Genomic DNA, 13,463 nt, shown 5'->3' on the forward strand with positions numbered 1-13,463 from the left:
GCCCAGCCGGCTAAAAAAGTCGCCGTTTTCCCCTTGGCACCTACTCCTAGTCGGTCGGCAAGTTTTCCCAGCCCGGCAACGCCACCGGTCACCGCAAGAAAACGCACCATCCGAGCGGGCACAGACAGTGCCATAAAGCGGCCAAAGGATTCGTTGCCGTGGGCTAACGTGCGGGCGTAAATCTTATACGGCACACCGCGAGTGGGACCAAGCACCAGGGCCGACCAGCCCTGTTCATCAAGTTGCCGTTCTACCTTGGCCACCATCCCAGCAGAAATGCCCGGTATCGACGTCAGGATCTCCTCGGTGGCCTCCGGGGGCATCCGTTGTGCGGTCATATACGTGGTCGCACCACCGGCCAGTGCACCTGCGAGCGCCGATACCGTCGTCGCCATACCCCGCCGGGGGCTATGCAGCGCGAGCCAGCTGGTCCAGACATCGGGCACAATAAAAAATACAGTGGCCTCAGCACTACCCCACACTGTGGCTACTGTGTGATCAACCCATGTTCGCAACATTTAGCACCATCTCCCGGATCATGGTGGTCAAGAATCTCTAGGTTTCAGCCTAGCTCAGCGCCTACACTAGATCACGACTTCCAGTGCCAACACCAATGAGGAACTATGTCAGAAACCAATAGCCCACAGGGCACCGATCGACGGGCTATCCCTCAGCGCTCTACCGGCTGGGCTGCCAAGCTTGCCGATGCCATGTATGCTGCCAAACTCACGCCGAATATGGTGTCTGTTGGCTCGGTGATATTCGCTGTCATTGGCGCGGCCGGCCTCATCGCCTCGGCGTTGGTTACTACCGACAGCGCACGAGCCGTCTGCCTGGTAGTCACGGCGAGCTGTATTCCGCTGCGACTGTTGCTGAATATGCTCGACGGCATGCTCGCGGTGGAAAAAGGCATGCATACCCCCACCGGAGATCTTTTCAACGAAGTGCCAGATCGCATTGCTGACCTGGTGTTACTTGCCGCCGCCGGGTACGCGACCGCAGGAATCTGGGCGGTTGGCGAGTTCGACTGGGGCGTCGTCCTTGGCTGGATGGCTGCCGCAGCCGCGATCCTCACCGCCTATGTGAGAACCCTCGGCGCCGCCAACGGGGTGGGGAATTTCTTTGACGGGCCCATGGCTAAGCCCGCGCGCATGTGGGTGTTGGTGGTCGCCAGCCTCGCGTCCCTGTTTGAGCCTCTGTTCAACGGTCGTGGACTGTTCCTGGCCATCGCTGTGGCGCTGATCCTGTTGGGCTCTGTCGTCACCGTGATCATGCGTCTGAACCGCATCTCGCAAGCCCTCCACGCACAGAAAGTTGAGACTCCATGAAGGTTATGCACCTCATCAAACGTGGGCTGTCGGGTTTGATCACGACCGCATCCGGTGCCCGCATCAGTGCTGAAGGCACCGACGGGCAAGCACCCGATTTCCCCTCACAGGCTATTTACTTCGCAAATCACTCCTCCCACTTGGATTTCGTGACACTGTGGGCCATCATGCCTGCCGAACTGCAACCAAAGGTCCGGCCCATCGCTGCGGCAGACTATTGGGGTTCGGGCATTAAACAATCGGTGGCAACGGGCATCTTCAACGCCCATCTGGTCCACCGCTATAAAGACCGGCCGCACACCACCATAGATGCTCGCCCGACACGCCAAACTGATTCTGGTAGCTCGCCGAAAACCAGCCAACTCACCGGCATGACGGATATTTTAGACGCCGGTGATTCGCTGATCATTTTCCCGGAAGGTACTCGCGGTCCAGGCGACCAGGTTGCCACGTTCCAAGCTGGACTCTATCGGCTGGCGAAACACTCACCCGATGTTCCAGTGGTGCCGGTGACTTTGAAGAACCTTGGCCGTATATTGCCCAAGGGTGAGGCCATTCCGGTCCCCCGCCTTTCTCAAGTCATCGTGCACAATCCTCTGTTTGTTGGCGACGATGAGTCGCAAGAGGATTTCCTTGCCCGAGCACGCCGCGTCCTTGCTGATGAGCTCGCAACAGAAACTGAAGGAGAGACCGCATGATCGGCCTCATTGATTCCACGATGCTCACGCTGTTCATCGGCATTGGCGGCATACTCGTGCTCGCAACAGTTATCGCGGCCATTCTGGGTTTCGCGAAGCGAGGTCAAGAAAACTCCACGCTCAAAAACCTGAACCAACGCATCGCAGCGTGGTGGGCCATGGCCCTGGGGTTGGCCATCACGCTGCTGATCGGCGAAACCGCCGTCATCATCCTGTTTTTGGGGTTGTCATTCTTAGCCTTGCGCGAGTTCCTCACCATCGCGCCAACTCACCGATCGGACCACAAAACACTGGTCTGGTTGGTATACATCATCCCAGTAATTAACTACTGGTTCCTGTGGGAACACTGGTACGGGGCCTTCGCCGTGCTCATCCCCGTGTATGCGTTTTTGTTCCTGCCGATCCGCAACGCGCTGGCCGGTGATACGGACAACTTCCTACAGCGTGCCGCAATGATCCAGTGGGCGCTGATGGTCTGTGTGTATGCCATCAGTTATATCCCGGCCATCATGCAATTGCCCGTCATGATGCACAACGGGCGCGAAGCCGCCGAAGGATCCGCCCTCGGCGGCGGTGGGGCCGAAGGCGCGCTGCTGATGTTGTTCCTTGTGGTCGTGGTGCAGCTGTCAGATGTTTTCCAATACGTATGGGGCAAGACCCTGGGCAAGCATCCTGTGGCGCCGTCGGTGTCACCGAATAAAACGTGGGAGGGACTGATTGGTGGTGTGCTCACCGCGACGGCCATCGGTGCTGGGCTGTGGTGGATTACACCGTTCGTCTGGTGGCAGGCAGCCCTACTCGCCTTCGTCTCGTGCCTCATGGGTTTTTTCGGTGGCCTGGTAATGTCATCGATCAAACGCGACCGCGGCGTCAAAGACTTCGGCGCGACCATAGCCGGGCACGGCGGCATCATGGACCGACTCGATTCGTTGAGTTTCTCGGCCCCGGTGTTCTTCCACCTGGTGCGGTTCTTCTTCACCACATAAGGCGTTAGTTGATTTCAGCGTCGCACAGTTCGATCAGCTCAGCCTCTGCTTCAAGGCCACTTTGCATGCCACCGGTTTGCAACAGTTCCATCTGGTCTTCTTGCGTCATGCCGGGTTCAACGAACCGTTCGAAGAGGGCGTAAGTTGGCGGGATTTCTCCGGCTGACGAGAGGAACTCTTCGTCTTCTGCATCGGCGACGATCTCATCGAAGTCCTCGCGCGCTTCCTGTACGAAGTCTTGGGCCTTGGCCTTGTCTTCGTCGGTGGCGTCCGGGCTCGTAGCAGTGGACATCACTCGATCAATCTCTGCCGCATATTCTTGATCGAATTCGTAGAAATCTTCACAGCTATCAGCCAGAGAAGTGCCACAACCGGTAAGGCCAAATATGGCCGCTGCACCAATACCCATAACGGCAAGTTTTCTCTGGACACGCATAGCAGAGCTACTTTCAACGACGATATGTGAGCTCACCAGACTCAGACTTTTACCCAGGCTGACTGCAGCACGGGTCCTCACTGCGCGGGTGGTGTGTTAGTAGCCCAGCTCGGTATTGCACATCTGGACGAGTTGTTCCTCTGCTTCGACGCCTGTTTGCATGGCGGGGTCCGAGGACAACTGATCCTTTTCTGACATCGAAAGACCGGGTTCGGTCATCTGTTCAAATATTTTGATGGACTCGAGGGTCTTTTCTGCGTTTTGTACGAAGTCTTGGTTCTCGGCTTCAGCGATAATACCTTCGAATTCGCTGCGTAACCCTTGCATCTGTTCATTAGCTTCAGCCATTTCTTGCTCAGATGCATCGGGATTCGCCGCAAGGGTCATAATTCCCTCGATTTCTGCGACAAACTCACGATCAAATGCTGCGTAGTCCTGGCACGTGCTCAGTAGCGAGTCATCACCACTGGAGTCAGAAGTCTCGGATCCGAAACTCTCCGTCTCTATCTCCGAACTGTTGGATTCAGGCTGCATACTCGCCGCGGAAGGGGAAGTTGATTCTTCGATTGCCTCAATATTCGGCTCAGCTTCTGTTTCATTCTGGCCGCAGCCAGCCAGAGCAAATAAGCCAACAACTGCCAGCGTGGTTACGGACCACGGTTTACTTAAACGCATAGGTTATTCTTCCTTCACGGTGCAGGGGTGAGAGATCTAGCTTATGAGTGTCCTACTTTAGCTGCAGCGGCCTCATCTAGGTAGAACGTGCAGTCATCGTGCAGTTGCAAAGACGATCCCGGGCGCTCTTCTGCTGGGGGTTTTTCGAGCGAATCGCGGATCGCATCGACTTTGCCTTCGCCGAACGCCATCAAAACAATTTTCCGGGCCTTCAGGATGGTGCCGATCCCCTGGGTAACAGCCAACGGTGGGACTTCGTCGACGCCGCCTTCAAAGAATCGGGAATTATCCTCACGAGTAATTTCGGTGAGTTCACCAACATGGGTGGGGGCGTTGAACGGTGTGCCGGTTTCGTTGAACCCGATGTGGCCATTTCGTCCAATGCCCAAAAGCTGCAGGTCGATACCGCCGGCTGCTGCAATTTTTTGGTCGTAGTCATCAACCGGGCCGACGGTGGAGTCATCCGGTGCTTCAGGAACGTGGACTTGTGCTGGCTCAACTCCCAGGGGCACTGTCACGCAGCGATGAATGACTGAGTGATATGACTCAGGGTGTTCCCAAGGCAAACCAATGTATTCGTCGAGTGCGAAGAACTGGAGTTGGGAGACGTCGGTACGGTTTTCTGTGATCTTTTCTGCCAGCCGCTCGTAGGCACCTTCAGGGGTGGAACCAGTAGCGACACCGATCACTGCGTTCGGTTTTTCAACGATCAGGTCGTGCAGCATCTGTGCGACTTCTTCAGACGCATGTGCCTTATCGGGCAAAATTTTTACATGTACCATTAGTGTCCCCGTTCGGTTGTTTCAAGAATCAAGTGTACTGGCGATCGCCCCCATTCCTGCATAATTGGCCATCTTGCGCGCCGAAATTGAATTCTAGTCCAGGCCGCGAACAACCAGCGCGTCGGCGACGTCGTCGGCATGCTTCAATGACAGGACAAGTACGGGCACGACCCAAGACCACGCCGCAAGACGTACTCCCCGTGCACGCTGGGCATCCCGGACCTGTCCGATGAACCCCACGATCTGGCCTAAGGCAGACAGCATGAGGGCGACAGCCAGCGCGACCTTATACGGGTTGACCCCTAATGGTCGCAGAGGCTTCGCCAGCTGTTCAACTGTCGTAATCAGGTGCTGAATTTTGGTGGTGCGGGTGAACAGCTGTGCTGCCAATATGATCGTGGTCAGCCGGGCAATCACGGTGGCAGCTTGGACGGGTTCGTTGAAGATTAGCTGGGTGATCAGCAGGAACACGATGAGCCATGACAACCGGAACAGATCGGTACCGAGTACTCTCACCGGCAGGCGTGCAAGGAAGTATCCCAGCAGTGGAACGACAACGGCCAGCAGCGCCCAGTAGGAGTTGGGTAGCCAGATCAATGCCGTTGAGCCCACGGCCAGCACCAAGAGTTTGAGCCAGGTAGGTAGCCGGTGGATGAGCGAGCCGGTCGGATAATACAGGGAAAGCATTAGCCGATGTGCTCCAGATAATGCTGGATTGCGGTTGGGCCTCGGTGGGCTATTTTGGCGTCGTGCACCCATAAGATGTCGTCGCAGCGCGCTGCGAGTTCCAGATCGTGGGTGATCAGCACCAGTTGACGATCGGCCGAAGCAAATAATTGGTTGGACACCAGTTTTGCATAGCGAGCATCGAGCATGGTGGTCGGTTCGTCGGCGATGAGCACATCGGGATTCGTGGCCAACACGGAGGCCAGGGCCAAGCGTTGGAGCTGACCCGAAGATAGGGACAGCGCCGGCCGGTCGGCTAAATCGGTCAAGTCATGTTCTTCTAACACCGATTCCAATGCCGTTTGGCGCTGGTGTTTGGGCAAGTGCCGCAACGATAATCCAACATCTTCGGCCACGGTGGGCATGATGACCTGGGCGGCCGCGTTGGCAATGATCATGCCAACTCGACCCGACAGTTTCTTGCGACCGGTGGCGACTTCGACGTCGTTGATTTTCGCTGACCCGGTGTAGTCGATGAGGCCGGCCAGCACCTTGGCCAGCGTGGATTTCCCGGAACCGTTCTCACCGATAATCGCGGTCGTCGGTGCCTCCAGTCTGGCAGAGACGTCGTCTAGGAGGACAGCTTCAGGTTTGACGGTGACCATCACGTTTTCGAGTTCGATCATAGTTTTCTCACCAACACCGCCGCACCCATGCCACCGGCGATCGCTGCTGCGGTGATGCCCAGCGTTCCTGCTGGCGCGCTGGCTAGTTGGTCAAGAGTGGTCAAAAATGCAATGGCGCCTGAAGCAGCCCACGGATGGCCATGTGCCAGTGCCCCACCGTGGCGGTTTATGGATGCTGGGTCGAGGCCTAAATGCTGACAAGCGGCTAGAACTTGGGCTGCATAGGCTTCCACGATGTCGACAACACCGATATCCATGACGGAGAGACCGTGTGCGCAAAGCAGTGCTTCGATGGCCGGCGCCGCTCCGATTCCAGGCAGTGCCGGGTCGGCCCCAACGAGCCGGTGGTCGACCACTTCAATCGCCACATGCGGTTGATCGTTTTCCGGAGCGAGCTGCACCGCTGCTGCCGCATCCGCAATTCGTGCAGCTGATAGACCGGTTACTGTTGCTCTGGGATGACGCGTGATAGTTCCAAGCCGGTTCACGAGTTTCTGTGCGTCACGGGGACCATCGTCAGTATGGTCGCCAACAAGACGTTCGGAAGGCTGGGCCAGCGCTCGGTGATGACTCTGCACCGCATAGGCTTCTTGTTGATCACGTGTGATCCCATAGTCTGCGGCTAGGTGATCAGCGGCTTCGGTCATATCTGGGTCTGGGAATCCCGATGGAGTAAAAGCTGCCTGGGTTCGCTTGCCGTCCGGCCAGGCAGCCGAAGGAGATTCGGCTCCACCGGCCACCACGGTTTGGCCGGTCAACCGCGCATGACCGGCGGCTTGGCCAATGGCAACTAACGAAGAGCCACATTGGGCATCCAGGGTCAGTGCGCCGGCAGGTTGCCAGCCGACAGCAAGCCCTGCAATGCGAGCGATGTTCCCGCCTGGGCCAACAGTATTGCCGAACATCACCACGTCTGGTTGGGCTGGCATGGCCGCAAACACGGTGGCAGCGAGCTGGTCAACAGATAGGTCTGCTTGGGCGCGGTGCCATCCGGTAATTGCGGTGCGGGCACCGGCGGTAACGACAATTCGGGTCATGCTTCCTCCGGGACTACTCGCCGAATCTTACCCGACGCGGTCCGCTGCAGTTTCTCGACAGTATGCCACTTCACCGGTCGGGCTGCTTTGGGCAGCCGCGAACGCACCCAATCGCGCAACTGTGCGCGATCGGCGGAGCCTTCGACCCAGGCGACAACCCGCTGGCCCAGGACGGCATCGGGTTGGCCCATGACCAGACTGCCGACGATCTGTGGGTGACTGTTGAGCACTGCTTCAACTTCCGCAGGGATAACGGTTGCCCCGGCAGTCAGGACCGCCCCGTCACCGCGCCCAAGAAATTCTAGAACGCCATTCTGCTCTGCCACCCGATCCCCCACGGTCGCCCACTCCACGCCGTCAACAACTTCACGTTCCAGGTTTCCACCGATCACGTCCAACGCGATCTGTGGGCTGGATACCCAAAGCTGGTTGTCCACGATTCGGGTGGCAACACCTTCGAAAGCACGCATTCCGTCACCACGGTCCCAGGCAACCAAGCTCAGCTCTGCAGCACCGACATAGGTCACAACGCGCAGGCCCGCGATTTGTGCTCGGTGCATCAGATCCTCGGGTAGTCGGTCTCCCCCAACCAGGACGGTGTGGAGAGTCGAGTTCTGCCCAATGTCCAGCATTTCAAGCAAGCGCTCCAGCCAAGACGGAGTCACATGTGCCACTACTGCACGTGACAGGCCAGGATCCTCAGCCTTGGGAATCACCAGATCCAGTCCCGAAGACTGTGCCCAGGCCGCTGAGAATAACGCCATTGACGAGACCTGGTGCACGGGCATCCACAAACCGTCACCGGAGCATAAGCCCAGTTCGGCATTCAGCGGTTCGAAGGCGATTTGCCAGCTCGCAGCAGAACGCACCACGATTTTTGGGGCGCCGGTGGTCCCGGACGTCAGCGCCGCCCAGGCCGCAGCCGCGGGGAGTTCATGCTGCAGCACATCGTCGGCGATTGGGGCTCGCGAATCAACGATCAGCGGCACGTCACCTTCGGCGTAGGCTGCCAACGCTGCAGACAATGCATCGGCTGCCGAAGAGTCATTAATGATTTTGATTTGCACGGCGTCTCTTGGTGCCTGGTGATTTGTCGAATGCCTTGGGATAGGCGCGATACAGCCCCATGGTCACGATGGTGGTGATGACGACTTTGACGAGGTCACCGGGCAGGAACACCAGGGAGGTGATGATGGTTTCGCCAATGGTCAGCTGTGTGAACCAGGCTTGCACCGGAATGCCGAAGAGGTAGATCACCAGGATGCCGCCGATCACTGAGCCGAGCGCTACTCGCCACCAAACCGGGCGCTTACCAACGATCAGCCCAATGATGATGGGGGCGACCAGCCAGCCGATGAGGTAGCCAGCCGTGGGTGTCACGAACACGCCCAGTCCCCCGCGACCACCAGCCAATAACGGGAGCCCTAGGGCAACACCAAGGATGAGTAGTGCCATGGATGCGGATCCTCGCCACGGTCCAAGCACAACGCCGGCAAGCATGACCCCCAGCGTTTGCAAAGTTATCGGCACGGCGCCGACCACGGTAAAGGATCCCAACAGGCCCAAGCCTGCGGTCAACGCTGCAAACACGGCGATGCGTGCTAAATCTCTAGCGGTCATGGTGCTACCTCTCAAGTGAACTGAACACCGTTCAATGAACAGTGCTCAGGATAGCCGAAAAACTCGACATCACCAAGCGTTAGCTACTGTGCTTCAAATACAGCGCAGGTACTCGATGCGCTCGCGATAATGCGTCCTTCCGCATCGCGAATATCAGCTTCAGCATATGCGGCCTTTGAACCGGGGCGGACTACCCAGCCACGTACTGTCACCCGGCCGGTTTCGGCGGTCATGGCACGCAGAAAGTTCACTTTAATTTCCAGTGAGGTGTACGCCTGCCCTGGCTGCAACGTCGTGTGTACAGCGGTGCCGCATGCCGAATCCAACAAGGTCGCAGCGAACCCGCCGTGCACTGTGCCGATGGGGTTGTAGTGCTTCGGCTCTGGCGTGGCAGCAAAAACGACCTCGCCTTCTTGATAGCTGATGGTCTCCATGTTGAAAAACGGTGCGATCGGCGCGAACGGTTCTTCCGAACCCGCCAAGTACTCCACCTGCTCCAACCCACTCATGCGGGCAATATCAGCTGCGGTTTTCGTCATAGGCTCTCCTGGTCTTGTGGCTTCTTCAAGAGTTTAGCGTTCACTGCGACGCGTGACACCGAGAACTCACTGCATGGGCCCTGTAGTCCATGAGACCATATTCCATGGATCGTCGTCAGTCCCTGCCGCTAAGATGAGTGTCGATGTCTACTATGAACCGCGATGAACTCAGCCGCGTGGGGTTGCAATTATTAACCACTCACGGTCTGGCTGACGTTTCCATGCGCCGTGTCGCCAAAGAACTCGATGTGGCGGTGTCGGCGCTGTACTGGCACGTGAAAGACAAGCAGTCCCTCCTGGGAGCCATGGTGGACCGGCTCCTGGCAGACGTCAACTTCACGCCGCCCACCGGCGATACACGCCATGACATTACAGCTCGAGCGGAACGACTCTACGACACCATTCTTGAGACTCGCGACGCTGCGGAGCTTGTCGCATCCGCTCTGGCCCTGGGAACCGGCGGGGAAAGAATGCGCGATTCCCTCAACGCCGTCTCACCGAATGCACTGACTACCGATGCGATCATGGCGTTGATTATCGGCCACGCCACTCTGAATCAACAGCGAACGCAAGCGCAAGCCCTGGGCGTGAATGTTTCACCAACGACTACCTCAACGTTTCGGCAAGCCCTCAATCTAGTGACCGGGGCTTCCTCCATAGCCTGACGGACCGTAGAGAAGCCTGCGCCGACGCGCTAACCACGAAACGGTCGTTACACCCTCTAACCCGAGAAGGTGCAACGACCGTGCAAGGTTGGTCGTCTCGTGATATCTAGTATTCGATGACAACTCGCCCGTCGATTTTTCCGCCCCGCATTTCTTCGAAAACATCGTTGAGATCTTCCAGCGGACGACGATGGTACGTCGGTTCAATTTTGCCTGCCGCGTGGAACTCCAAGGCCTCGATCATGTCTTGTCGAGTCCCAACGATCGAGCCTCGTACTGTCAAACCATTCAGCACCACATCGAACACGGAAACATCGAACTTTCCTGGCGGCAGACCATTGAACACGATGGTGCCGCCTCGACGTGACATGCCAATGGCTTGCCCGAACGCTTGCTCATGAACAGCCGTCACCAACACAGCGTGAGCACCGCCCACCTGTTCTTGAACTGCGGCAGCCGGGTCGGTATCCGCCGCGTTGATGACAATCTCGGCGCCGTGCTTCTTCGCCAGTTCGAGCTTGTCATCGGCAATATCGACTGCGATAACCCGCAGCCCCATCGCAACACCGTATTGAACGGCCAGGTGCCCGAGGCCACCGATGCCGGATATCACGACCCAGTCGCCCGGTTTCGCTTCCGACATCTTGAGGCCTTTATACACGGTCACGCCCGCGCACAGGACCGGCCCAACCTCATACAAGTCGGACCCCTCCGGGATTTTGGGAGCGTAACGGGTATCAATGAGCATGTACTCACCAAAGGAGCCATCCACGGAATATCCACCGTTAATTTGGTCATGGCATAGCGTCTCCCAACCCCGCCGGCAGTACTCACAGTTACCGCAAGCACTCCAGAGCCAAGCGTTCCCGGCGATATCACCGACTTGAAAGTTCACGGCGTCCTCACCGAGCTCTACGACCTCGCCCACACCTTCGTGGCCGGGAATAAACGGCGGCGAAGGCTTCACTGGCCAGTCACCCTCCAAAGCGTGCAAATCGGTGTGGCACACGCCGGTGGAAATCAGCCTCACCAACGCCTCATGCTTCCCCGGTTTCGGCTTATCGGTATGTTCTATGTCGATGGTTTTGCCAAACTGCTTAACGATTCCAGCCTTCATAGCCATGAGATCGCTCCTCCTTGTGTCGTCATGAACTGCGAGCTTCGCGAGCCGTTCCGGCATACGAAAAACTCACAACTATGACCCTAATCACACAGCTGTTGCAAGGACGTTGCACAGGTCCGGGCTGTATGCCAGGCAACAGTACTGTTAAGGATGAACCGCCCGCTCATCGCTACCGTGCGCCGGCGTTACCTTGCCCAAGTCGGAGATCCGCAGGGGCGTGAATTTTCCGGAGCTTTCTGCGTCGACTACTCGCGCAGTAACGCAAACGTGATCGCCGCCGTCGTCAACAATGGCAAGCCGCTCCAGCACCATCCGGTGTAGACAATCGCTCAGCAGCGGAACCCCGTGTTCGTGGAGCTCGATATTAAGATCGGCGAACTTATCGATGTCATCGCCCGATCGGGTGGCAAAGTGCTTGGCCAGTGTGAGGTGATCGGCGGTCAAAAAGTGCACCGCAAAATGTGTTGCCAACAGCCCCGCCCGGTAGGTGTGATTGGCTTTGGACAACCAGAAGCAGTACTGCTGCGGCGAGATACTCGACTGTGAGTGGTACCCCACCAGACAGCCTGCGCGAACGTCGTCGGCAACGGTGGTCACCACCACAACAGCGGAGTTCACCGAACCCATCAGGGAGGTAAACGCTTTGCTGCTCATGGCCGGTCCTCCTGTGCTGCTTCATACCGCAGGAACAGGGTGTGCTCCTCGCCCATGACGGATTTGAGTTCGAAGTTGTGGACGCCTCCGCCGTCGGGCATAACACCCACCGGCAGATTGTCACCGCCCATCACCGGAGCGATGGACAGGCACAGCTCGTCGAGGCGTTCTGCGGCAACGAACTCGCCCAGCAGGGTTGGACCACCTTCACACAGCACGACCCGATGGCCACGGTCGGCCAGCGCCTGTAGCGCCGCGGCTGGGTCGACGCGCTCTTCACCGGCGGTGATCACGGTGGCGTGCTGTTTGGCTTCGGCGACTTTGTCTGGATCGGCCGATGCAGCGGTGATGGTCATGGTCGGGGCGTGGTCGGGGGCATCTTTGAAAAGTTTGAGATTCCAATTCAACTCGAGGCTGCCCGAGACCACGGCAACCGGCGGGGTTGGCGGTTTCCCGTCCGCCTCGCGCTGGGCCTTGGCTTCATCGGAAAGTCGCACCAGACCGTAGCCTTCGCGGCGAACGGTTTCGGCGCCCACCAGGACGACGTCGGCAATTTGCCGCATTTGTCGGAAGAGTTTTTGGTCAACCTCGGTGGACAACGCCCCGACTTTCCCGTCGATCGCCGCGGTGCCATCGAGGCCGGCCACCATGTGTCCGGTGACCCAGCATTCGTGTCTGGGCTGGGATCGATCGACGGCCAGGTACGGGGCCATGGGGTCTTCGATGTCGGTGCCGAATTCGAGATGTTTCATGATGCGAGTCTATGGGCTATACCCCACCGTGTCAGTGGCGCAGTCACCGCAAAATGACCATGATTTGTTAGGGTGCCAGGAGATCCGTCTTGTCGCCAACCCCGCAAGGAGTAGGACACTATGATTGACGCTCTACAGCTCAAAGACAACTTGGTCACGGTCAACGTCAGCGGCACAGTGGACCGCGATGACTGGCAGAAAGTCACTGATCTTGTCAACGAGGCGTTACAGCAGCACGACCGCGTTTCTGTGCTTGTCGATCTGACGCAGCTGGATGCATTCACCGGTGGCGCCGTCTACGAGGACACAAAACTGGGCATCACAAACCTCGGCTCGCTGGACCGTTTCGATAAGATCGCGGTGCTCACCGACAAGCAGTGGTTGGAACGTGGCGCCCAGCTGGCCGAAAAACTGGTTCCGGGCGTAGACGTTCGCGTCTTCGATACCGCCGACACCCAGCAGGCGCAGCAGTGGGTTACCGACGCAGCATAGGCGCCGTGTTCTCATCTGCGTCTCATTTCTCTGGGTCATAATGGACTCATGTCTCGCATCATTTCGTCCCGACTGGCCTGGGTGGTGGCGGCCCTGGCAGTGGTCGTCACCGGGGGCTTTGTCGTCCAAGATGTCGTGGCCGGCCCCGAAGATCGCGACCTCGGCCCGGTCGTAGAAAACACTCACGAGCCTGCTCCCACGCCATCCCCAACTCCAACTCCGTCCGAGACACCTTCGCCTTCGGCAGACCCCACTCCGGACCCTGAACCTGAGCCTGCCCCACCGAGCCATCCCGTAGCTCCCGCTCCCCCGGTCGACGTCGAA

At 58.2% G+C, this 13,463-nt stretch carries 19 protein-coding genes; 6 read left to right on the forward strand and 13 right to left on the reverse strand.

Annotated features, from left to right (window positions below; all coding sequences use genetic code 11):
- Window positions 1-518 (reverse strand): hypothetical protein (locus L0H14_RS09445; protein ID WP_301419245.1); only part of this gene is annotated, 518 nt, incomplete at its 3' end.
- Window positions 519-623: 105 nt separating this feature from the next.
- Between L0H14_RS09445 and L0H14_RS09450 the strand changes: the two genes are divergently transcribed.
- The 3 genes from L0H14_RS09450 to L0H14_RS09460 are packed head-to-tail and all read left to right on the forward strand — an operon-like array spanning window position 624 to window position 3,012.
- The gene (locus L0H14_RS09450) at window positions 624-1,328 is read left to right on the forward strand and encodes a CDP-alcohol phosphatidyltransferase family protein (protein ID WP_301419243.1); all 705 of its coding nucleotides are present in this window, start codon (window positions 624-626) and stop codon (window positions 1,326-1,328) included.
- Window positions 1,325-2,026, forward strand: a complete 702-nt coding sequence (locus L0H14_RS09455; RefSeq protein ID WP_301419241.1) for a 1-acyl-sn-glycerol-3-phosphate acyltransferase — start codon at window positions 1,325-1,327, stop codon at window positions 2,024-2,026. The genes L0H14_RS09450 and L0H14_RS09455 overlap by 4 nt, the downstream gene beginning before the upstream one ends.
- Window positions 2,023-3,012 carry a phosphatidate cytidylyltransferase gene (locus tag L0H14_RS09460; protein ID WP_301419239.1) on the forward strand — a complete coding sequence of 330 codons (990 nt, stop codon included), beginning with the start codon at window positions 2,023-2,025 and terminating at the stop codon, window positions 3,010-3,012. Before L0H14_RS09455 ends, L0H14_RS09460 begins: the two co-directional genes overlap by 4 nt.
- Window positions 3,013-3,016: 4 nt before the next feature.
- Here the strand turns inward: L0H14_RS09460 and L0H14_RS09465 are convergent, their stop codons facing one another.
- From L0H14_RS09465 to L0H14_RS09505, 9 genes are all read right to left on the reverse strand, one after another.
- Window positions 3,017-3,448 (reverse strand): hypothetical protein, encoded by a 432-nt coding sequence (locus L0H14_RS09465; protein ID WP_301419237.1) that lies wholly within the window; start codon window positions 3,446-3,448, stop codon window positions 3,017-3,019.
- Window positions 3,449-3,544: 96 nt separating this feature from the next.
- Entirely contained in the window at window positions 3,545-4,123 is a 579-nt protein-coding gene (locus L0H14_RS09470) for a hypothetical protein (RefSeq protein ID WP_301419234.1), read from the reverse strand.
- Window positions 4,124-4,164: 41 nt separating this feature from the next.
- Window positions 4,165-4,905 (reverse strand): glucosamine-6-phosphate deaminase, encoded by a 741-nt coding sequence (locus L0H14_RS09475; RefSeq protein ID WP_301419233.1) that lies wholly within the window; start codon window positions 4,903-4,905, stop codon window positions 4,165-4,167.
- Window positions 4,906-4,998: 93 nt separating this feature from the next.
- Complete coding sequence (locus L0H14_RS09480) at window positions 4,999-5,592, reverse strand: energy-coupling factor transporter transmembrane protein EcfT (protein ID WP_301419231.1); 594 nt, start codon at window positions 5,590-5,592, stop codon at window positions 4,999-5,001.
- Window positions 5,592-6,257 carry an energy-coupling factor ABC transporter ATP-binding protein gene (locus L0H14_RS09485; protein ID WP_301419229.1) on the reverse strand — a complete coding sequence of 222 codons (666 nt, stop codon included), beginning with the start codon at window positions 6,255-6,257 and terminating at the stop codon, window positions 5,592-5,594. Before L0H14_RS09485 ends, L0H14_RS09480 begins: the two co-directional genes overlap by 1 nt.
- A complete protein-coding gene (locus L0H14_RS09490) occupies window positions 6,254-7,294 on the reverse strand; it encodes an acetyl-CoA C-acyltransferase (RefSeq protein WP_301419227.1) in 1,041 nt (346 codons plus the stop codon). Before L0H14_RS09490 ends, L0H14_RS09485 begins: the two co-directional genes overlap by 4 nt.
- Window positions 7,291-8,361: an AMP-binding protein gene (locus tag L0H14_RS09495; protein ID WP_301419225.1), complete on the reverse strand. Its 1,071-nt coding sequence runs from the start codon at window positions 8,359-8,361 to the stop codon at window positions 7,291-7,293. The genes L0H14_RS09490 and L0H14_RS09495 overlap by 4 nt, the downstream gene beginning before the upstream one ends.
- Window positions 8,342-8,914, reverse strand: coding sequence for a biotin transporter BioY (locus L0H14_RS09500; protein WP_301419223.1), 573 nt, complete (start codon window positions 8,912-8,914; stop codon window positions 8,342-8,344). Before L0H14_RS09500 ends, L0H14_RS09495 begins: the two co-directional genes overlap by 20 nt.
- Window positions 8,915-8,997: 83 nt before the next feature.
- Entirely contained in the window at window positions 8,998-9,453 is a 456-nt protein-coding gene (locus tag L0H14_RS09505; protein WP_301419221.1) for a PaaI family thioesterase, read from the reverse strand.
- A 143-nt stretch (window positions 9,454-9,596) separates the two neighbouring features.
- Here L0H14_RS09505 and L0H14_RS09510 point away from each other — a divergent pair, with 143 nt between their 5' ends.
- Window positions 9,597-10,118: a TetR/AcrR family transcriptional regulator gene (locus L0H14_RS09510; protein WP_301419219.1), complete on the forward strand. Its 522-nt coding sequence runs from the start codon at window positions 9,597-9,599 to the stop codon at window positions 10,116-10,118.
- Between the two features lie 106 nt (window positions 10,119-10,224).
- Here the strand turns inward: L0H14_RS09510 and adhP are convergent, their stop codons facing one another.
- The 3 genes from adhP to L0H14_RS09525 form a co-directional block, all read right to left on the reverse strand.
- Window positions 10,225-11,235, reverse strand: coding sequence for an alcohol dehydrogenase AdhP (gene adhP / locus L0H14_RS09515; protein ID WP_301419247.1), 1,011 nt, complete (start codon window positions 11,233-11,235; stop codon window positions 10,225-10,227).
- A gap of 150 nt (window positions 11,236-11,385) precedes the next feature.
- Complete coding sequence (locus L0H14_RS09520; protein ID WP_301419218.1) at window positions 11,386-11,895, reverse strand: flavin reductase family protein; 510 nt, start codon at window positions 11,893-11,895, stop codon at window positions 11,386-11,388.
- Window positions 11,892-12,647, reverse strand: a complete 756-nt coding sequence (locus tag L0H14_RS09525; protein WP_301419217.1) for a pyrimidine reductase family protein — start codon at window positions 12,645-12,647, stop codon at window positions 11,892-11,894. Before L0H14_RS09525 ends, L0H14_RS09520 begins: the two co-directional genes overlap by 4 nt.
- Window positions 12,648-12,767: 120 nt before the next feature.
- Between L0H14_RS09525 and L0H14_RS09530 the strand changes: the two genes are divergently transcribed.
- Window positions 12,768-13,139, forward strand: a complete 372-nt coding sequence (locus L0H14_RS09530; protein ID WP_301419216.1) for an STAS/SEC14 domain-containing protein — start codon at window positions 12,768-12,770, stop codon at window positions 13,137-13,139.
- 48 nt (window positions 13,140-13,187) lie between these two features.
- Window positions 13,188-13,463 (forward strand): hypothetical protein (locus L0H14_RS09535; protein WP_301421728.1); only part of this gene is annotated, 276 nt, incomplete at its 3' end.

It is taken from the genome of Yaniella sp. (assembly GCF_030453185.1).
Classification (GTDB): domain Bacteria; phylum Actinomycetota; class Actinomycetes; order Actinomycetales; family Micrococcaceae; genus Yaniella.